Source organism: Burkholderia sp. BE12 (assembly GCF_002959955.1).
Taxonomy (GTDB): domain Bacteria; phylum Pseudomonadota; class Gammaproteobacteria; order Burkholderiales; family Burkholderiaceae; genus Burkholderia.
Genome location: NZ_PREY01000002.1, coordinates 344,422 through 362,344 on the forward strand (window position 1 = coordinate 344,422; position 17,923 = coordinate 362,344).

At 67.1% G+C, this 17,923-nt stretch carries 15 protein-coding genes; 4 read left to right on the forward strand and 11 right to left on the reverse strand.

The genetic code is table 11. From position 1 onward, the window contains the following. Window positions 1-56: 56 nt before the first annotated feature. The gene (locus C4B30_RS03665) at window positions 57-1,676 is read right to left on the reverse strand and encodes a methyl-accepting chemotaxis protein (RefSeq protein WP_105131756.1); all 1,620 of its coding nucleotides are present in this window, start codon (window positions 1,674-1,676) and stop codon (window positions 57-59) included. A gap of 463 nt (window positions 1,677-2,139) precedes the next feature. Further along, window positions 2,140-4,218, reverse strand: coding sequence for a TonB-dependent receptor (locus C4B30_RS03670; RefSeq protein WP_442778442.1), 2,079 nt, complete (start codon window positions 4,216-4,218; stop codon window positions 2,140-2,142). 428 nt (window positions 4,219-4,646) lie between these two features. On the opposite strand from C4B30_RS03670, the gene adhP reads away from it, so the two are divergent. Next, entirely contained in the window at window positions 4,647-5,675 is a 1,029-nt protein-coding gene (gene adhP / locus C4B30_RS03675; protein ID WP_089501799.1) for an alcohol dehydrogenase AdhP, read from the forward strand. A gap of 69 nt (window positions 5,676-5,744) precedes the next feature. Here adhP and C4B30_RS03680 read toward each other — a convergent pair whose 3' ends face one another. The 3 genes from C4B30_RS03680 to C4B30_RS03690 form a co-directional block, all read right to left on the reverse strand. After that, the gene (locus C4B30_RS03680) at window positions 5,745-7,190 is read right to left on the reverse strand and encodes a sialidase family protein (RefSeq protein ID WP_105131757.1); all 1,446 of its coding nucleotides are present in this window, start codon (window positions 7,188-7,190) and stop codon (window positions 5,745-5,747) included. A gap of 454 nt (window positions 7,191-7,644) precedes the next feature. After that, window positions 7,645-8,076: a MarR family winged helix-turn-helix transcriptional regulator gene (locus C4B30_RS03685; RefSeq protein WP_027780725.1), complete on the reverse strand. Its 432-nt coding sequence runs from the start codon at window positions 8,074-8,076 to the stop codon at window positions 7,645-7,647. Then, window positions 8,073-8,990 carry an alpha/beta hydrolase family protein gene (locus C4B30_RS03690; RefSeq protein WP_105131758.1) on the reverse strand — a complete coding sequence of 306 codons (918 nt, stop codon included), beginning with the start codon at window positions 8,988-8,990 and terminating at the stop codon, window positions 8,073-8,075. The genes C4B30_RS03685 and C4B30_RS03690 overlap by 4 nt, the downstream gene beginning before the upstream one ends. A gap of 202 nt (window positions 8,991-9,192) precedes the next feature. Between C4B30_RS03690 and C4B30_RS03695 the strand changes: the two genes are divergently transcribed. The 3 genes from C4B30_RS03695 (at window position 9,193) to C4B30_RS03705 (ending at window position 10,688) form a co-directional block, all read left to right on the forward strand. Continuing rightward, window positions 9,193-9,438, forward strand: a complete 246-nt coding sequence (locus C4B30_RS03695; RefSeq protein WP_105131759.1) for an AbrB/MazE/SpoVT family DNA-binding domain-containing protein — start codon at window positions 9,193-9,195, stop codon at window positions 9,436-9,438. Beyond that, window positions 9,435-9,833, forward strand: a complete 399-nt coding sequence (locus C4B30_RS03700; RefSeq protein ID WP_105131760.1) for a PIN domain-containing protein — start codon at window positions 9,435-9,437, stop codon at window positions 9,831-9,833. Before C4B30_RS03695 ends, C4B30_RS03700 begins: the two co-directional genes overlap by 4 nt. Before the next feature lie 99 nt (window positions 9,834-9,932). After that, on the forward strand, window positions 9,933-10,688 hold the full coding sequence (locus C4B30_RS03705; protein WP_105131761.1) for a Fic family protein: 756 nt from the start codon (window positions 9,933-9,935) through the stop codon (window positions 10,686-10,688). A 95-nt stretch (window positions 10,689-10,783) separates the two neighbouring features. Here the strand turns inward: C4B30_RS03705 and C4B30_RS03710 are convergent, their stop codons facing one another. The 6 genes from C4B30_RS03710 to C4B30_RS03735 form a co-directional block, all read right to left on the reverse strand. Next, window positions 10,784-11,716 (reverse strand): ABC transporter substrate-binding protein, encoded by a 933-nt coding sequence (locus C4B30_RS03710; RefSeq protein WP_105131762.1) that lies wholly within the window; start codon window positions 11,714-11,716, stop codon window positions 10,784-10,786. A gap of 34 nt (window positions 11,717-11,750) precedes the next feature. After that, window positions 11,751-13,544 carry an amino acid ABC transporter permease/ATP-binding protein gene (locus C4B30_RS03715; RefSeq protein WP_105131763.1) on the reverse strand — a complete coding sequence of 598 codons (1,794 nt, stop codon included), beginning with the start codon at window positions 13,542-13,544 and terminating at the stop codon, window positions 11,751-11,753. Window positions 13,545-13,605: 61 nt separating this feature from the next. Then, entirely contained in the window at window positions 13,606-14,958 is a 1,353-nt protein-coding gene (locus tag C4B30_RS03720; RefSeq protein WP_105131764.1) for an LLM class flavin-dependent oxidoreductase, read from the reverse strand. A 10-nt stretch (window positions 14,959-14,968) separates the two neighbouring features. Beyond that, window positions 14,969-16,018 (reverse strand): LLM class flavin-dependent oxidoreductase, encoded by a 1,050-nt coding sequence (locus tag C4B30_RS03725; protein WP_105131765.1) that lies wholly within the window; start codon window positions 16,016-16,018, stop codon window positions 14,969-14,971. Between the two features lie 53 nt (window positions 16,019-16,071). Continuing rightward, window positions 16,072-17,025 (reverse strand): ABC transporter substrate-binding protein, encoded by a 954-nt coding sequence (locus C4B30_RS03730; RefSeq protein ID WP_105131766.1) that lies wholly within the window; start codon window positions 17,023-17,025, stop codon window positions 16,072-16,074. 75 nt (window positions 17,026-17,100) lie between these two features. Continuing rightward, on the reverse strand, window positions 17,101-17,661 hold the full coding sequence (locus C4B30_RS03735; protein WP_105131767.1) for a GNAT family N-acetyltransferase: 561 nt from the start codon (window positions 17,659-17,661) through the stop codon (window positions 17,101-17,103). Between the last annotated feature and the right edge of the window lie 262 nt (window positions 17,662-17,923).

Sequence of the window (17,923 nt, forward strand, 5' to 3'; positions counted from 1 at the left end):
GACACAGGCGGACAAGCGGAACAGCGTGCGCATCGTCGTCTCCTTCCCGTATGCCGTTACGCGGCAGCCGGTTGCCAGCGACGCAGGTCGGCTTCCTGCGCATGCGTGCCGGGCAATGCCGCATGGGCGCCCGCCGGCATCCGGAATACGGCGACCGTTTCGGACAACTCGCGGCCCTGCGCCTCGAGCGACTTCGATGCGGCCGCCGCCTGCTCGACGAGCGCCGCGTTCTGTTGCGTCGTCTCGTCCATCTGCGTGATCGTCAGATTCACCTGATCGATGCCGCGGCTCTGTTCGGCCGACGCGGCCGCGATCTCGCCCATGATGTCCGTCACGCGCGCCACGGCCTGCGTGACGTCGGACATCGTCTTGCCGGCTTCGCCCGCGAGCGCCGAACCGTCGCGGATCGTCTGCACCGACGCGGAGATCAGCTCCTTGATTTCCTTCGCCGCCGTCGACGAGCGCTGCGCGAGACTGCGCACCTCGCTCGCGACGACCGCGAAGCCGCGACCCTGTTCGCCCGCGCGGGCGGCTTCGACCGCCGCGTTGAGCGCGAGGATGTTGGTCTGGAACGCGATGCCTTCGATGATGCCGGTGATGTCGGCAATCTTCGACGAGCTTTGGCCGATTTCCGTCATCGTGTCGACCACGCGACCGACCACCGAACTGCCGCGATGCGCGACGTCCGACGCATTCGCGGCGAGCGTGCTCGCCTGCTGCGCGTTTTCCGCGTTCAGGCGCACGGTGGACGTGAATTGCTCCATCGTCGCCGCTGTTTCCTGCAGCGATGCGGCCTGTTCCTCGGTGCGCTGGCTCAGGTCGAGGTTGCCCGATGCGATCTCGCTGACCGCGTGCGCGATGCTGTTCGACGAGTCGCGCACGCGGCCGACGATGCCGATCAACCGCTCGTTCATCGTCCGCAGCGCGTCGAGCAGGTCGCGCGTTTCGTCGTTGCCGCGCACCTCGATGCGGCTGCCGAGATCGCCGTTCGCCACCGTGCGCGCGACGTCCACGGCCGAGCCGATCGGCACCGTGATCTTGCGCGTCAGCCACAGGCCGCCGCCGGTCGCGATCGCGATGGCGAGCAGGCTGATGCCGGCCAGCAGGTTGCGCTCCACCGCGTAGCGATCCGCGAATGCCTGCGCGATCTCGATTTCGCGTTCATGCGTATAGGTCGCGTAGGCGTCGGTCGCACGCACCAGTTGCGCGAGCAGCGGGCGGCAATTGTCGTCGATGTCGGCGATTGCCTCGTCCTTCTTGCCGGCTTGCGCGAGCCCGACGATGCGCAGCGCGACGGGCCCGTAGCGGGTTTCGATGCGCACGATCTCGGCCACCAGTTCGCGTGCGCGAGCGGAGGTGTCGGTGGCGTCCGCCATGAGTTCCTTGAGCTTCGCGAGATGGTCCTGCACGTCCTTGTGCGCGCGGTTCACCTCGGCCAGCTCGGCCTCGATGTCGGAGGGCCGGGTGACGAGCACGAGATTGCGCGCGGCGATCGCGCGCCGGTCGACCGCGGTGCGGATTTGCGCGGACAGGTTCGCCCGCGCGTTGATACCGTTCATGTAGCGTGAAAACTCGGTGTTGGTGTCGGACAGTGCCTTGAGGGCCATGCCCGATACGGTCACGACGACCGCGGCGAGCAGGCCGAAGCCGCCAAGGAGTTTTGTTTTGATGCTCATTCTGGCGATTTTCACGTGGTGCCCCTGCGCGTGTGGTTTGGTAAATTGAATTTATCGTGCGACCAGATACGGGCTCGTGCCGGATTTAACGGGCATTCGGGATGATTCTTTAGCCTTCGAAAACCCTTACATTCGTTTTCTTGACGCTGACGGCCTTATCAGGTGGGCTTCCTTGATCTGGATCAAAAATCTCGCGGGGCGCGGTTTATTCAATTTGTTATGCGCATGATTTGAAGCCGGTTTTACTGGCAAAACAAAAAACATCTTTTTTATAATAATCGTCAGATGATTTTGTTCTGATTGACTGGCGAATAAAGGAATTTCGTTACGATGCGCGGGTTCGACGTGAACGGTGTAATCGACGTAATGGCGCGATGGATTGACGAATAAAACGGAACGACGCGGATGGTCGGGGTTCGCGCCGGTAACAGGCCCGCGGCGGGCGCCGCGGGCCGTACGAGGGTCAGAACGTGGTGCGCAATCCGGCCATCACGCTGCGGCCGCCTTCCGGTGCGAAGCCGCGCACGACCGAAGTCGAGTAGCGAATCTCCTGGTTTGTCAGGTTGTCGCCGCGCAGGTACGCGAGCCAGTGCGTCGAGCCGACGCGGAACTTGTAGGTCAGCATCACGCCGAGCGACGTGTAGCCGTCCGTCGAGAAGTCGTTGTCGGGTACCCGATGCTGCGACCACGCGTGCGTGACCTGCGCACGCGCGCCGAACGGGCCGTAACCGTAGTCGGCCGCAAGCGTCGCGCGCAGCGGCGCGATGCGCGGCAACGGCTGGCCCGTGTCGACGTTGCGCGCGTGCGTATAGTCGGCCGTCAGTTCGAGATCGACCGTATGGCCGCGCCGCGCGAATGCACGCCACTTGCCGTCCAGCTCGATGCCGTAGAACTCGGCGCGCACGCCGCGATAGATCGCCTCGTTGAGCGAGCCGTCGGTGCCGGGCGCGACGGGCTCGCCGTCGCCGTCCACCACGCGGCCGGTGTTGTACTCGGTCAGGTAGTTGGAGAAGCGGTTGTAGAACACGCCGACGCTGCCGCGGTTCGGCCCGCTCGCATAGCGCAGCGACAGGTCGGTCGACACGGCTTTTTCCTTCGACGCGTTCGGGTTGCCGATCAGGAACTGGCCGGTCGCATCGTGCGGGCCGTTCGAATACAGCTCGTAGAAGGTCGGCGCGCGTTCGGTGTAGGCGACGTTCGCCGCGATCGACCATACCGGCGTCAGCGAGAACAGCGCGCCGGCCGACAGGCTGCCGGCGTTGAAGTCGCGCGGCTGCGCGAGCGCGAATTTTTCGACGCCGGCCGGATCGGGATCGACCTTCACGTGCTCGAAGCGGCCGCCGAGGCTCAGCTTCAGCGCCGGGACGACCTGCCATTCCTCGAGGCCGAACAGCGCGACGCTGTTCGTGCGCGTGGACGGCACGAGCAATTCGTCGCCGAGGGCGGAGAACGTGTTCTGGCCGAACTGCACGCCGATCGCGCCTTCGAACGGGCCGATCTTGCGATGGCGCGCCTCGATGCGCGCCTCGTAGCCGCGGTTGCGGAAGGTGGTCGCCGTCTCGCCGTTGTCGACTTCCTTGTGGCGGTAGTCGGTGTACGCAAAGTCGAATTTCAGCTTCGTGAACGGTCCGCTCAGGTTGCGTACCTCGGAGGCGAGCGCGAGGCGTTCCTGGCGCATCCGCAGCCGCACGTCGCTTTCCGCGACGGAGCCGTAGTTCGACTCGTAGCCGCTGTACGACAGGCCCGCGAAACCGTCCGCCCACGTGTACGACGCGCCGACCGCGCCGCCGTGCACGCGGCCGTCGCTGTTCGGCACGTTGCCTTCCGGTTGCGGCGTGTCGGGGCCGTCGAGCGCGCGTTGCTGGCTGCTGCGCGCGTAGCCGGGAATTCGCAGCTTGCTCGTCTCGCGATCGAATGCATCGACGTGGAACGCGAAGCGGCCGTTGCCGCCTTCGACCTGCGCGGCACCCGCGCGCACGGAATTCGCGCCGCCGTAGCGTGCGTCGAGCGCGCCGGTCACGCCCTCGATCGCTTCACGCGGAATCCGGTTGTCGATCGTGTTGACGACGCCGCCCACCGCATTGCCGCCGTACAGCAGCGCGGCCGGGCCGCGCACGATCTCGACGCGCTCGATCGACAGCGGATCCTGCGGCACCGCATGGTCGTACGACAGCGACGACGCGTCATAGGCCGCGACGCCGTTCTGCAGCAGCCGGATCCGGTCGCCGTCCATCCCGCGGATGATCGGACGGCCGACCATCGGCCCGTAGGTGGTGGTCGACACGCCGGGCAGCCCGTTGAGCGTTTCGCCGAGTGAATCGGCCTGGCGGCGCGTCAGCGCATCGCCGGAAAGCTGGACGGTCGGTACGATCAGTTCGGTGTCGCCCAGCGGGTTCGCGGTCACGAAGATCGGTGCGAGCGGTGCGGCGGCCGGCGTGCCGGACGCGGCGGGCGCATCGGTCTGCGCGTGGGCGACGGCGGCGAACAGCATCAGCGACAAGGACGAGAGCGGGCGAAGCGGTAAGCGAGGGTGGTCGCGCATGGTCGGTGAATCGGTTGGAATCGGATCGGATAACGAGCGATGCGGGTCACCGCTGGATACGATATATTGTTGCGTCAATGGCGCGCAATGACCCGTTGAAACATGGCTCGGCGAGGCTCGGCCACCTCGGTTGGAATGGCGTCGGCGGACGAGCACGCGAAATGATATGTTATATCATTTCAAATTCCAAGCCGAATGGCAGGATCCCGTCGGGTTTCCGTTGGATCGGCGATGGCCGTGGGAGCGGCGGGGCGGCGACGCGGCGTGCAACCGCCGGCTCGAGCTTTCCGAGCTTTCGCGTCAAACGACGCCGATCGTGGCGAAGCCGCGTTGACCGTGGCATGCGCCCCGATGCGTTGACGCGTATCAACGTGCTCCGATTCCGAAACCGGATACTGGGTTGCTCATCGACCAGACAGGAGCAACGCATGACCCAGACCATGAAAGCGGCCGTGGTACACGCGTTCGGCGAGCCGTTGCGCATCGAGGAAGTCCCGATCCCCGCACCGGGGCCCGGCCGGATTCTCGTCAACATCAAGGCGTCGGGCGTGTGCCATACCGATCTGCACGCGGCCGACGGCGATTGGCCCGTCAAGCCGTCGCTGCCGTTCATTCCGGGCCATGAAGGCGTGGGGATCGTCGCGGCGGTCGGCGCGGGCGTCACGCACGTGCGCGAGGGCGACCGTGTCGGCGTGCCGTGGCTCTACACGGCCTGCGGTCATTGCGAGTACTGCTGCACGGGGTGGGAGACGCTGTGCCATGGCCAGCAGAACACCGGTTATTCGGTGAACGGCAGCTACGCGGAATACGTGCTGGCCGATCCCGATTACGTCGGCCAGTTGCCCGCGCAGGTCGAGTTCGACGAGATCGCGCCGATCCTGTGCGCGGGCGTCACGGTCTACAAGGGCATTCGCGTCACCGACACGCGTCCGGGCCAGTGGCTGGCGATTTCCGGCATTGGCGGCCTCGGGCACGTGGCCGTGCAGTATGCGCGTGCGATGGGCCTGCACGTCGCGGCCGTCGACATCTCGCCCGACAAGCTCGCGCTGGCGCGGCAACTGGGTGCACACCTGACGATCGATGCATCGGTCGACGATCCCGCGAAAGTGATCCAGAAGGAAATCGGCGGGGCGCACGGCGTGCTCGTCACGGCCGTGTCGCGCGGCGCGTTCGCGCAGGCGCTCGGGATGGTCCGGCGCGGCGGTACGGTGGCGCTCAACGGCCTGCCGCCGGGCGATTTCCCGTTGCCGATCTTCTCGACCGTGCTGAACGGGATCACCGTGCGCGGGTCGATCGTCGGCACGCGGCGCGATCTGCAGGAGTCGCTCGATTTCGCGGCGGACGGCCTGGTGCGCGCCCACATCCACCGCGACCGGCTCGCCAACATCAACGACATATTCGCGAAGCTGAGGCAAGGGAAGGTCGACGGGCGCATCGTGCTGACCGACATGCATTGATGCGCCGAACCTGCGCCCGCCCGCCGCGCGGCGCATGGCGTCGCGCGGCGGCGTGACGTCATCTTCGCATCACGGCGCGAAGAACACGTCGGTGCGGTTCGTCAGGTTGCCCGCGTTGGTCTGGACGAAGAACGGATGGAACGACGACGACGGGAGGACGTCGAGCCCCTGGTAGTCGCCGATGAAGAACCCTTCGGCATTGGGCGCGAGCTTCATGTCGAACGGGCCGCCGACGCGCCGCTCGTCCGCGAACGTGGTGCCGCCGTCGTGCGAGATCTTGCGCCAGAAGCCGGTCGGCAGCGTCGTCGTGTTGCCGGCCTGCAGGTCGCGGAAGTCGTAGTACGTGACCATCACCGCACCCGTGTTGTCGACGCGCACCGATGGATTGAACGCGGGGCGCCCGGTCGGCGTGTTTACCTGTTGCGGCGTGCTCCATGTCGCGCCGCCGTTCTTCGACGTCGATATCGCGATCTCGTCGTACGTGCCGCCGTTGAAGCGGCTGTCCTGCCACACGACGTAGAGCTGCCCCGATGCCGGGTCGATCGCCGGCTCCGGAATGATGTCGCCGGTGCGCACGGGTTCGCCGGTGTTCGGATCCGTGACGCCGACCGTCTGCAGTCCCGCGATCACCTGCGGCTTGGTCCACGTCGCGCCGTCGTCGGTCGACTTGATGAACGCGACCTTGCCGGCCGCCTTGCTGAACGGCGGCTGGATCAGGTCGAAGAAATCGTAGAGCGTGCCGCTCTTCGGATCGACGACGATCTGGTTGCCGATCGTCTGCTGACGCGACGGGACATTGACGATGACCTTCGCGGCGCTCCACGTCTTGCCGCCGTCGGTCGTCTTCGAGAACAGCGTCGGCCCGCGGAATGCCTGCGTGTGCAGGTTCGCGTACGGGTTGCCGTTCGGCAGTTCGAGGCGGTCCCATACCGCGTACGCGGTGCCGGCCTTCACCGGGTTGGCGGTCACCGATTCCTTGTCGTTGAAGAATTGCGTCGTCGGCTCGTCGTTCGCGATCAGCAGGGCCGGGCTGCTCCACGTCTGTCCGCCGTCGGTCGAGACGGACGCGGCGACCGCGTTGCCGTTGTTCGACTGATTGAACGAGATCGACACCGAGTACGCGGTGCCGTCCGGACCGAACGACACCCATGGATCGGATGCGCGCTCGTACTTCAGTCCGCCCGGCGCGCATGCGCTGAACGGCTGCGGCGTGCGCGCCCAGGTTGCGCCGGCATCGAACGAGTAGCCGGCGACGAGCCCGTGGGCGCCGCCGTTCGACCAGCGGTCCTGCTGCCACACGCCGATCATGTTGTTCGGATTCGCCGGGTTGACCGCGAGCCACGGTTCGACTTCTGCATTCACGTAGTTGGTGCCCGGGCCGCCGATGGTGCACGCGGCGAACGGGCTGGGGCCCGACACGACGACGGGTTCGGCGTGCGCCGCGGCAGCGGCGGCCAGCGCCATCGCGGCGGACAGGCGGGTGACAAGCGGATGGGACACGATCATGCGTCGCATGGACGACTCCTCGGTGAGGTGCGGATGCGATGGCGAGGCACGGCGAGACGACGCGAGCCGGGGCGCGGCCAATCGAGCCGCGCACGTCGTTACGTGCCGTTCAGCATGCCGCTTCGGTCATCGCCATCCGCGTGCGCTGGATGCCGCCAGCGCTTCGGTTAAGACTCCTCTTCATTTTCATTGCTTGTCGGGTGTGCCTGCGATGTCGACCCGACGGGAAAGCCGGCCCGGGCATGCGACGAATGCGTCGAAGTGGATTGCAATGTAGGCGATTCGAATGCCGCGCGACAGACGGTTTTTTGTAACAGTACGTAGCCGGAAAGCGTTGCCGGAAGCGGGCGCGGGCACGCAAGATTTGCCGCTGCGGCGGCATGAAAATCGAATCGAAAACGCGAATCGCAATCGCTTGCGATTGATGTCGGCGCTAGCCGCTCGTGAGCGCGTGGCGCGCTGCTCAGCGCTCCGCTGGAAACCGCTCCTGCAATGCGTGCAGCCAGCGCGCGACGACATCGAGTTCGTCGTCGGAAAACCCGTCGCACAGCTTGCCGTTGAGTTCGCGCAGCAGCACGCGTGCGCGCTTGAGTGCCGCGAGGCCTTCGTCGGTCAGGTACAGCCGCGTCGCGCGGCCGTCGTCCGAATCGGCATGACGCGTAATGAGGCCGGCTTTCGCCATGCGGTCGGCGAGCCCCGTCATCGCGGACGGCGCGAGCTGCAATGCGGCGCCGACTTCGCCGATCAGCGCGCCGTCCTGCTTCGCGAGACAGAACAGCGCACCGGCCTGCGCGGCGCTCGCGCGCGTCTCGGTTTCGGCCTTGCGGTCGATCCAGCGCTGCACGCGCCGCTGGCCGATGTTCAACATGAAAAACAGTCGTCGGTCTTCGCTCAAGCTGGGTTCCCGGCTGCAATGGAAAGGGAGGGGCGGCTCGCGGTGCGCGGCGTGTCGAGTGCCTGTGCGAGCCAATCGGCGACGTCGGGCCACAGCACGGCGCCGGGCCGGCTGCGAAAGAAGCCCATGTGCCCGACCGGGCCGCTGCCCGCCGCGCGCGGATCGATCTGGCGGCGTTCGACCTTCGCGCGGGTCAGATAGCTTACCAGCAGGCCGATCGCGGCCGGGTTCGCCCACGGATCGTCGTCGAAGCCGAGCGCGAGGATCGGCAACTGCTGCTTCGAGAAGCGCTCGGCCGCGCCGAGTGTCGGATCGTCGAAGAAATAGTGCGGCAGCGTCGTCCAGCGGCTCCATTCGCGGAACACGCCCGCCGGCAGATCCTCGCCGAGCCCGAGCCGCTTGCCGGGCACGTAGCCGAGCAGCGCGGACATCAGCGGGCCGAACACGCGCAGGATCAAACGCACCTTCAGGCGCTCGGCCGCCCGTTCGATCAGCCGCGTGCTGCCCGCATGCGCGGCGACGAGCACGGCGGCGCGCAGATGCGGCGTCGCGCCGGACAGCCCGATCGCGTGTCCGCCGACGCTGTGGCCGACCGCCAGCAGCGGCAGCCCTTCATACGTGTGCCGGGCCCACGCGGTCGCGGCGGCCACGTCGAGCTCCATCCAGTCGCGCATGCGGGCCTGCAGCGCGCCCAGACGCGCGGGCCGCGATGCGCCGATGCCGCGGTAGTCGTAGGTCAGCGCCGCGAAACCGCGTTCGGTCAGAAAGCGCGCGAAGCCTGCATACAGCCGTTCAGGGACGGCCGTCGCCGGATGGATCAGCACCAGTGCGCGCGGTTCGGCGTCGGGTGTCCACAGCGTGCCGCGCAGCGGATAGCCGTCGATGGCGGAGAACTCGATGGGTTGGGCAGTCATGGTCGTCGTCGTCCCGGGAATTTATTTCGTATCCGAAATATAATGCGAAGCTTATTTCGTGTGCGAAATATATGTCGAGGAATCGTTCGAAGGCTACGCGCGGGGGTGAATGTGCGCGGAAGGTCGTGCGGCACGCGCCGGCGCGTGCTCTTGCAGTTCCATTTGCCTTACCTTAAAGTAAGGAATATTGGAGGTGTCACCCATGACAGCAGCAACGCTCACTTCAAAGGGCCAGGTCACCATCCCTGTGGATGTGCGCACTCGGCTCGGCTTGCAATCAGGCGACCGGATCGAATTCAGCTTCAACGAGGCGACGGGCCGGTATGAGGTTTATCCGGCCACGCGGTCGCTCGCGTCCCTCAAGGGCATCGTCAAGAAGCCGGCGAAACCGGTGTCGATCGAGGACATGAACCGGGCGATCGCCGAGCAGGGGGCATCCGCGCGATGATCGGACTGGATACGAACGTGCTGGTTCGCTATTTCACGCAGGACGACGCCGTGCAGTCGACGAAGGCAACGGCGCTGATGGATTCCTTGTCGGCCGAACGACCGGGGTACGTTTCGCAGGTCGCCCTGGCCGAAGTCGTGTGGGTACTCGAGCGATGCTACGGCGTCGAGCGCGAGCAGATGAAGGACATCATCGACTCGATGATCGGCACCAAGGAACTGGTCGTCGAAGGTGCGGACACGGTGCGAAAGGCACTTCGCGTGTACGCGACATCTTCGAAGGCGGATTTTGCAGACTGCCTGATCGAGCGTTCCGGCCATGCAGCCGAGTGCGAGTACACAGCTACTTTCGATGGCGCGGCTGCCAAGGTCGCAGGGATGCAGTTGATCAAGTAATCACCGTACTAGCCGATAAACTGGAAAAGCGAAAGCCTGCTTGACTATCCCCAATGGGGATATGTACCGACGAATAGTGAACCTCGCATCGAGACGCAAATGCCGAACCAAACTGCAGCGCTGCTGAACATGATCGACGCCAACAAGGCGACGCTCGATGCGGCGCGTCCGCTGCCGCCGAACTCGGTGGCTTCGCTGCGCGAGAAGCTGATGTTGGAGTGGACGTATCACTCGAACGCAATCGAGGGGAACACACTGACGCTGCGCGAAACCAAGGTGGTACTCGAAGGCATCACGGTTGGCGGGAAGTCCCTTCGAGAGCATTTCGAAGCAACGAACCACCGCGACGCGATTCTCTACGTCGAGGACATCGTGTCGAAGGGGGAAGCGCTGTCGGAATGGCAGATCCGTAACATCCACAGTCTCGTGTTGAAAGGTATCGACGCCGAAGAAGCGGGCAGGTATCGCCGCGAAAACGTGGTGATCGCGGGCGCGAGTACGACGCCGCCGGACTTCATGCATCTGCCTGCCGAAATGGCCGCGCTGATCGGCTGGTACGAGGCTGCCGGAGACATGCATCCGGTCGAGCGGGCTGCGGAACTGCACACGCGATTCGTGAAGATCCATCCGTTCGTTGATGGCAACGGGCGGACGGGACGGCTGCTGCTCAATTTCGAGATGATGAAGGCCGGCTACCCTCCGGCGATCATCCGCAAAGAGGATCGGCTTGCCTACTACGATTCGCTCGATAAAGCCTGCGTCAGCGGTGATTGCGGCGACATCACGTGCCTGGTCGCCGAATCAGTGCAGCGCTCGCTCGATACGTATCTCGACGTGCTCGGGTTGCCTCATTGACCCTCGCCGGATCTAGCTCCGCCGTCGGCGGGTTTTCGGACGTAATTTAGCCCTCGCCGGAGCGCGACCTCGACGGCGACCCACGTCGCCGCTCGTCAGAACGACGGCAACCCCGGCGGATTGGTCTCCGCCCGCGCGACCGCTTCACTCTGCAATCCCCAACGCGCCAGCGCCTGCCCGTAGCGGCCGTTGCCGATCAATGCATTGGTCGCGACCGTCAGCGCGGGCGCGAGCCCGCTGCCGCGACGCGTCGCGATCGCGACATCCGCATTCGCCGGCCAGCCGGCATTGACGACACCGACACGCCGGATCTTGCCGCTGCGCGCGGCCTCGTACGCGAGCGACGCGTTCGGGTTCAGTTCCGCGTCCGCGCGGCCCGACAGCAGCGCGACGCGCGCCGTTGCATCGTCGTCGAAATAGAGCAGCTCGGCCGGTTTGAGCCCTTGCGCGACGTTGCGTTTGCTCCATTCGAGCAGAATGCGCTCCTGGCTCGTGCCGGCGCCGGTGATGATCCGCAAGCCCGCGATGTCCTTCGGCTCGGCGATTTTCTGGATCGGGCTGCCGGTGCGCACGTAGAAGCCGTGCAGCCCGAGCCTGTAGGTCGTGAAATCGTATTTCTCCTTGCGCTTCTCGGTCACGCCGACGTTCGAGATCACCGCGTCGTACTTGCCGGACGTCAGCCCGAGCGGCCAGTCGGCCCATGCGATGGGCACCAGCACGAGCGTACGGCCGAGCGCGTCGGCAACGAGCTGCGCATAGTCGGGATCGGCGCCGACCACGGTGCGCGCGTCGGTCGCATAAGTCGATACGGGCGGCGCGTGCGGCGAAATCGCGACCGTGAACGCACCGTCGCGCACCCAACGGTAGCCGCTTGCCGCGCGGATGGCCGCGTCGTCGGGGCCGGCGCGCACGCGCCCGGCCTGGCGCGGATCGAGGTCGGCGGTGGCCGCAGCCGCGCGCGCCGCATGCCACGGCAGGCCCGTTGCCGCAACCAGCGCGGCCGTGATGAACTGGCGTCGATCGGTCATCGGGCGGCACCTCGCGAGTCGGAAGCGGCGCGCATCACAGCACCCGCGACAGGAACGCGCGGGTGCGCGGATGCGACGGTGCGTCGAGCACGACGGCCGGCGGCCCGGCCTCGACGATGCGCCCGCGTTCCATGAAGAGCACGTTGTCCGCCACTTCGCGTGCGAAGCCGATCTCGTGCGTGACGATCACGAGCGTCGTGCCCGAGCGCGCGAGTTCCTTGATCACGTCGAGCACTTCGTTGACGAGTTCGGGATCGAGCGCCGACGTCGGCTCGTCGAACAGCAGCACCTTCGGCCGCAGTGCGAGCGCCCGCGCGATCGCGACGCGTTGCTGCTGGCCGCCGGACAACTGGCGCGGATACGCATCGGCTTTGTCCGCGAGGCCGACCCGCGCGAGCAGCGTGCGCGCGGCGTGCTCGGCCGCGTCGCGCGTCAGGCCGGCGGCGGCGACCGGCGCTTCGACCAGGTTCTCGAGCACCGTCAGGTGCGGGAACAGGTTGAAGTTCTGGAACACCATGCCGACGGCCGTGCGCCGCTTCAACACGTCGCGTTCGCTCAATTCGTGCAGCACGTCGCCGTCGCGGCGATACCCGACCAGTTCGCCGTCGATGTCGATGAAGCCGTCGTCGACGCGTTCGAGATGGTTGATCGTACGCAGCAGCGTCGACTTGCCGGAGCCCGACGGACCGACGATCACGGTCACGCTGCCGCGCGGTGCGACGAACGACACGTTGTCGAGCACGCGCTGCATGCCGAACTGCTTCGACACGCCATGCACGGCCACTTCGCCGCCGGTGCGCGACACGGCGGCCGCGGTATCGGTGCGGGTGTCGCCCGCGGCCTGCGTGCCCGATGCCGCGCGGCGCGACGCGACACGCCGCGATAGCCCGCCGATGCGCGCAAGCGCGAACGTGAGCACGGACGGCGGCGGATTGCGCAGCGCACCGCGCGCATAGTGCCGCTCGACCTGCACCTGGATCGCGGACAGCACGGTCAGGATGATCAGGTACCAGACGGTCGCGACCATCAGCAGCGGAATCACTTCGAGGTTGCGGCGATAGATCACCTGCACCGTATAGAACAACTCCGGCATCGCGAGCACGTACACCATCGACGTGCCTTTCGCGAGCGAGATCAGGTCGTTGAACGCGGTCGGCAGGATCGCGCGCATCGCCTGCGGCAGCACGATCCGCGACGTCTGCCGGCCGCGCGGCAACCCGAGCGCGGCGGCGGCCTCGAGCTGCCCCTGGTCGACCGCGAGAATGCCGCCGCGGATCACTTCCGCGGAAAACGCCGCATGGTTCAGCGTGAGGCCGAGCACGGCCGCGAGGAATGGGCTGATGAGGTCGGTCGTCGGCGTGTCGAACCACACGATGTCGGTGAACGGGACGCTGAGCCGCACATGCTCGTACAGGTAGCCGAGGTTGTTCAGGATCAGCAGCAGCACGATCAGCGGAATCGAGCGGAACAGCCACACGAAGGTCCACGCGCTGGCGGACAGCAGGCGCGAGCGCGACAGCCGGGCCAGCGCGACGAACGCGCCGAGCACGAAGCCGAACACCGCGCCGAGCAGCGTCAGCACCAGCGTGCGCGCGAGCCCCGACAGCACCGGCGGCGACAGGAACCATTCGGCGAACACCGGCCAGCCCCATTGCGGGTTGCCGAGGACCGAATGCAGCGTGATCGCGATCAGCACGAGCGCGAGCACGGTGCCGGCCGTGCGCGACCGGTGGCGCGCGGGCACGATCCGCAAACGCGTGCCGGGCTCGCGTACGCCGGAGGAAGAGAGCGGCGGCAGCGCGCCGCCGAGGTGGGTCGTGTCGCTCATGTCGTTGGAATCCTCGAATGGATCGATCGGCGGGCGCGCCGCGCACGGGCGGCGCCCGGCATCAGGCGTGCGCTTCGGCGGCCGTTTCTTTTGCGGCGCCGGGCGTCGCGTAGCGGCTCGCCTTGCGCGGCAGACCGAGGTGGTCGCGCAGCGTGGCGCCGGGCAGGTCGCGGCTGTAGCGGCCGCGCGCCTCGAGTACCGGAATCACGAGTTCGATGAAATCGTCGACGCCCTGTGCCTGTACCGGAAAACCGAGGATGAAGCCGTCGCCGGCGCCGGCGTCGTGCCAGCGGATCAACTCGTCGGCGACGTGCTCGGCCGTGCCGATGAAGTTCGGGCGCGGCGTCGCGACCGCGAGCGCGGTCTCGCGCAGCGACAGGCCTTTTTGTTTCGCATCGGCCTTGATCCGGTCGGTGGTCGAGCGGAAGCTGTTGCGGCCGAGCTCGCCGAGTTCCGGGAACGGCGCGTCGAGCGCGTACTGCGTGAAATCGTGGTGATCGAAATAGCGGCCGAGGTACGCGAGCGCCTCGTCGATCGTCAGCAGGTCGCGGATCGCCTGGTATTTGTCCTCCGCTTCGGCGGCCGTGCGGCCGACGATCGGCCCCACGCCAGGGAAGATCTTCACGTCGCCGGCCTGCCGCGCGTGCTCGATCGCGCTCTGTTTCACACGCCGCGTGAACGCGGCCGTTTCCTCGATCGACGGCGAATGCGTGAACACGGCATCCGCGTATTTGCCCGCGAGGCCGATCCCGGTGTCGGACGAGCCGGCCTGGAAGATCACGGGTTGCCCCTGCGGCGAGCGCTGGATGTTCAGCGGGCCCGCGACCTGGAAGAAGCGGCCGTGGTGATCGAGTGTATGCAGCTTGTCGCGATCGAAGAAGCGGCCGGTCGCGCGGTCGCGCACGAATGCATCGTCGTCCCAGCTGTCCCACAGGCCCTGCACGACCTCGAGGTATTCGTCGGCGATCTCGTAGCGCAGTTCGTGATCCGGGTGCGCCTTGCCGAAATTCTTCGCGGTGCCTTCGAGCGGCGTCGTCACGACGTTCCAGCCTGCGCGCCCGCCGCTGATCGCGTCGAGCGACGCGAGTTGGCGCGCGACCGTGAACGGCTCGCTGTACGACGTCGAGATCGTGCCCGCGAGCCCGATCTTCTTCGTCGCGACCGCGAGCGCCGACAGCACGGTCAGCGGCTCGAAGCGATTCAGAAAGTGCGGGATCGATTTCTCGTTGATGTAGAGGCCGTCCGCGACGAACGCGAACGCGATGCCGGCGGCTTCCGCCTTGCGCGCGACGCCGATCGCGAAGTCGAGGTTGATGCTCGCGTCGGGCGGGTTGCTCGGATGCCGCCACGCGTTCATGTGGCTGCCTGCGCCTTGCAGCATCAGGCCGAAGGGGATCGATCGTCGAGTCGTCATGATGGGAGCGTCACGCGTTCTGGTCAGGGGAAAGGGAGCGGTCGGCCGCGAGGGCCGCCTGCAGCGGTGTGACGGACAGCGCGCCGCCGAGCCATTCGGCCGACGCGAGCCGCGCCGCGTAGTCGGTCACCGGCGAATCGATCACGAACGCGTCGACGTCGAGCCGCCGGCTCAGAGCATCGAGCGCGCGGTGCACGCGTTCGGGCGTATCGGCCAGCACCGTGGGGCGCAGCTCGTCGATCCGGTAGTCGGACGCGCCGCTTTGCCGCGCGAATTCCGCAGCCGCCTGCGCGCTGGCCAGGTTGAAGCTCTGGCCGCCCGCGAACTGCAGCTTGAAGATCTTCAGCGGTCCGATCAGTTGCTCGGCTTCGTCGCGCGTGGGGGCGGCGAACGCGTACAGCGCGACGAGCGGCTTCTTGCCGCCCGCGCTGCGGTATGCGTCGAGCGAGCGTTCGAGATTCGCGTCGTCGCCGTTGAAATGGCCCGCGTAGCAGAAGCGCCAGCCGTTGCGCGCGGCGAGCGCGCCGCTGTCCGGCGAGCCGCCGAGCAGGATGCGTTCGGGTGGTTGCGACGGCACCGGCATCGCGACCGCGCCGGCGAGCGGATGATCTTCGGCCACGCCCCAGCCGAGAAACGCATCGAGTTCCGCGAGCTGGCCCGCGAAATCGGGCTTGCGCGCCTTGTCGTGGAACCACTGCAGCGCGCGCGTGGTCAGCGGCAGCCCGCCGGGCGCCTTGCCGATGCCGAGATCGACGCGGCCCGGCGCGAGCGCGGCCAGCAGCTTGAACGACTCGGCGACCTTGAACGGGCTGTAGTGCTGCAGCATCACGCCGCCCGAGCCGACGCGGATGCGCGACGTGTGCGCGAGCAGGTGCGCGACGACGATCTCCGGCGCCGAGCTCGCGAAGCCCGGCGTGCCGTGATGTTCGGCGACCCAGAAGCGCGCGTAGCCGAGCTGTTCGGCGCGTTGCGCGAGCGTCGTGGTGAAGCGCAGCGCATCGGCGGCGTTCGCGCCGTCGGCGATCGGACTCTTGTCCAGCAACGAAAGCGAATAAGACATGGTGAGCGGCGTTCCTGCGTGAGCGTGGATGGACGGTTGCGGGCGCGCGGCGCTCAGCTCTTCGGCAACCCCGGTGGATTCGCGCGCGACTGGTCGATCGCTTCGGACGCGAGGTTCCAGCGGTCGAGCACCTGCCGGTAGCGGCCGTTCTTGATCAGCCCGTTCAGCGCGACGGTCAGCGGCTCGGCGAGCCCGCTGCCGCGGCGCGTGGCGATCGCGATGTCGGCCGTGCGCGGCCAGCCGCCGCTGATCGCGCCGACGAGCCGCGTCTTGCCTTGCTGCGCGCTTTGATACGCGAGCACCGAGTTCACGCTGAACACCGCGTCCGCCCGGCCCGACTGCACGGCGACGATGCGCATCGCCTGGTCGTCGTAGTACTGGATCTGCACGGGTTTCAGCCCGTGCGCGACGTTCTCGCGGTCCCATGCGAGCAGGATCTTTTCCTGGTTGGTGCCGGCATCGGTCACGATGCGCAGCCCGGCGACGTCCTTCGGCTCGCGAATCGCCTGGATCTTGCTGTCGTTGCGCACGTAGAAGCCGACCTGATCCTTGCGATAGGTCGAGAAATCGAACTTCTGCTTGCGCTCCTCGGTGACGGTCACGTTCGAGATCACCGCGTCGACTTTCCCCGATTCGAGCGCCAGCGGCCAGTCGGCCCACGCGAGCGCGACGATCTTCAGCTTGCGGCCGAGGCTGTCGGCCACGAGCTGGCCGACGTCGGCGTCGAAGCCGATCACCGTGCGAGCGTCGGTCGCATACGAGCTGATCGGCGGCAGGCTCGGCGCGATGCCGATCGTCAGCGTGCCGGGGTCGGCGAACTTGAACGACGCAGGCACCGCGCGCTCGACTTCCGCATCGGCGGCGCCACGCGGGCGGCCGCGCTGCTCGGGGCTCAGGTCGAACGTCGCGGCGGACGCGGCCGTTACGGCGGCGAAGGCGCTCAGGCCGATCAGTGCGGTGGCCAGCGTGCGCACGGCACGGGATGAAAGCGGTACGGCTCGATGCATGAAAACGTCCTGTCGTGGAAGCGTGGAGAGCGTGGAAAGCGGAATGGGCGACGTGAAATGCGGGACGCCGTGCACTCAGCGCGGCAGCACCGGTTCGGGCACGGGCGCCCACAGGTCGGCCAGCGTCGACGTGCGCGACGGATCGAAAAGGTCCTTGCCGAAGCGCAGGTGGAAATACGCTTCGGGATCGATCGACGAATCGAATAGCCGCGTATAGCCGGTGCGGTCGTACAGCGCCCATGCTTCGGGCTGGCGAAAGCCGGTCGTCAGGTAGAGGCGGCGATAGCCCTGCTGCACGGCGCGCCGTTCGAGCGCTTCGACGATGCGCCGCGCGAGGCCCTGGCGGCGCAGGTCGGTGCGCGTCCAGATGCGTTTCAGTTCGGCGGTCTGCGCGTCGTAGCGCTTGAACGCGCCGCCGCCGATCGTTTCGCCGTCGCGCAGCAGCAGCACGAAGGCGCCGTCGGGCGGCGCGAACAGTTCGGCCGGGTAGCGCGCGAGCTCGTCGCGGGCCGACGCGCGGCTGTCGGGGCGGTACGCGTCGTAACGGGTCGAATACTCGTCGATCAGCGCGTCGATCAGCGGCTGCGCGCGGACGTCGAGCGGCGTCGTGTCGATGATGCGGTCGTTCGTGGCCATGGGCATCGCGAATGGCGCGCGATGCGGACGTTCCTGGCAGGGGGCGGGCACGCGGCCCGTCCGGTTCGTTCCGTTATCGCGACGCAGTTGTCGTGATGGCGGCGGCTGTCGTGCTTCGTGCGAGGCATCCGGCGCGCCGCCGCCGTTTTGAACACGTTAGCGGCGCGGCCGGCAAAGGCGAACGAAGCAATTTCGATAAGGATTTCGCGGGAGGTGGAAGAAGGCTTGCAGCGGGAGTGGGGTGGGGTGAGCGGGCGTGGCG

What these genes read in the sequence shown, in the direction of transcription:
- C4B30_RS03715 (WP_105131763.1), bottom strand. Translation starts at nt 13,544, where the DNA reads ATGAGCGACACGACCCACCTCGGCGGCGCGCTGCCGCCGCTCTCTTCC.
- C4B30_RS03730 (WP_105131766.1), bottom strand. Translation starts at nt 17,025, where the DNA reads ATGCATCGAGCCGTACCGCTTTCATCCCGTGCCGTGCGCACGCTGGCC.
- C4B30_RS03665 (WP_105131756.1), bottom strand. Translation starts at nt 1,676, where the DNA reads ATGAGCATCAAAACAAAACTCCTTGGCGGCTTCGGCCTGCTCGCCGCG.
- C4B30_RS03700 (WP_105131760.1), top strand. Translation starts at nt 9,435, where the DNA reads ATGATCGGACTGGATACGAACGTGCTGGTTCGCTATTTCACGCAGGAC.
- C4B30_RS03690 (WP_105131758.1), bottom strand. Translation starts at nt 8,990, where the DNA reads ATGACTGCCCAACCCATCGAGTTCTCCGCCATCGACGGCTATCCGCTG.
- C4B30_RS03680 (WP_105131757.1), bottom strand. Translation starts at nt 7,190, where the DNA reads ATGCGACGCATGATCGTGTCCCATCCGCTTGTCACCCGCCTGTCCGCC.
- C4B30_RS03705 (WP_105131761.1), top strand. Translation starts at nt 9,933, where the DNA reads ATGCCGAACCAAACTGCAGCGCTGCTGAACATGATCGACGCCAACAAG.
- C4B30_RS03725 (WP_105131765.1), bottom strand. Translation starts at nt 16,018, where the DNA reads ATGTCTTATTCGCTTTCGTTGCTGGACAAGAGTCCGATCGCCGACGGC.
- adhP (WP_089501799.1), top strand. Translation starts at nt 4,647, where the DNA reads ATGACCCAGACCATGAAAGCGGCCGTGGTACACGCGTTCGGCGAGCCG.
- C4B30_RS03670 (WP_442778442.1), bottom strand. Translation starts at nt 4,218, where the DNA reads ATGCGCGACCACCCTCGCTTACCGCTTCGCCCGCTCTCGTCCTTGTCG.
- C4B30_RS03720 (WP_105131764.1), bottom strand. Translation starts at nt 14,958, where the DNA reads ATGACGACTCGACGATCGATCCCCTTCGGCCTGATGCTGCAAGGCGCA.
- C4B30_RS03735 (WP_105131767.1), bottom strand. Translation starts at nt 17,661, where the DNA reads ATGGCCACGAACGACCGCATCATCGACACGACGCCGCTCGACGTCCGC.
- C4B30_RS03695 (WP_105131759.1), top strand. Translation starts at nt 9,193, where the DNA reads ATGACAGCAGCAACGCTCACTTCAAAGGGCCAGGTCACCATCCCTGTG.
- C4B30_RS03710 (WP_105131762.1), bottom strand. Translation starts at nt 11,716, where the DNA reads ATGACCGATCGACGCCAGTTCATCACGGCCGCGCTGGTTGCGGCAACG.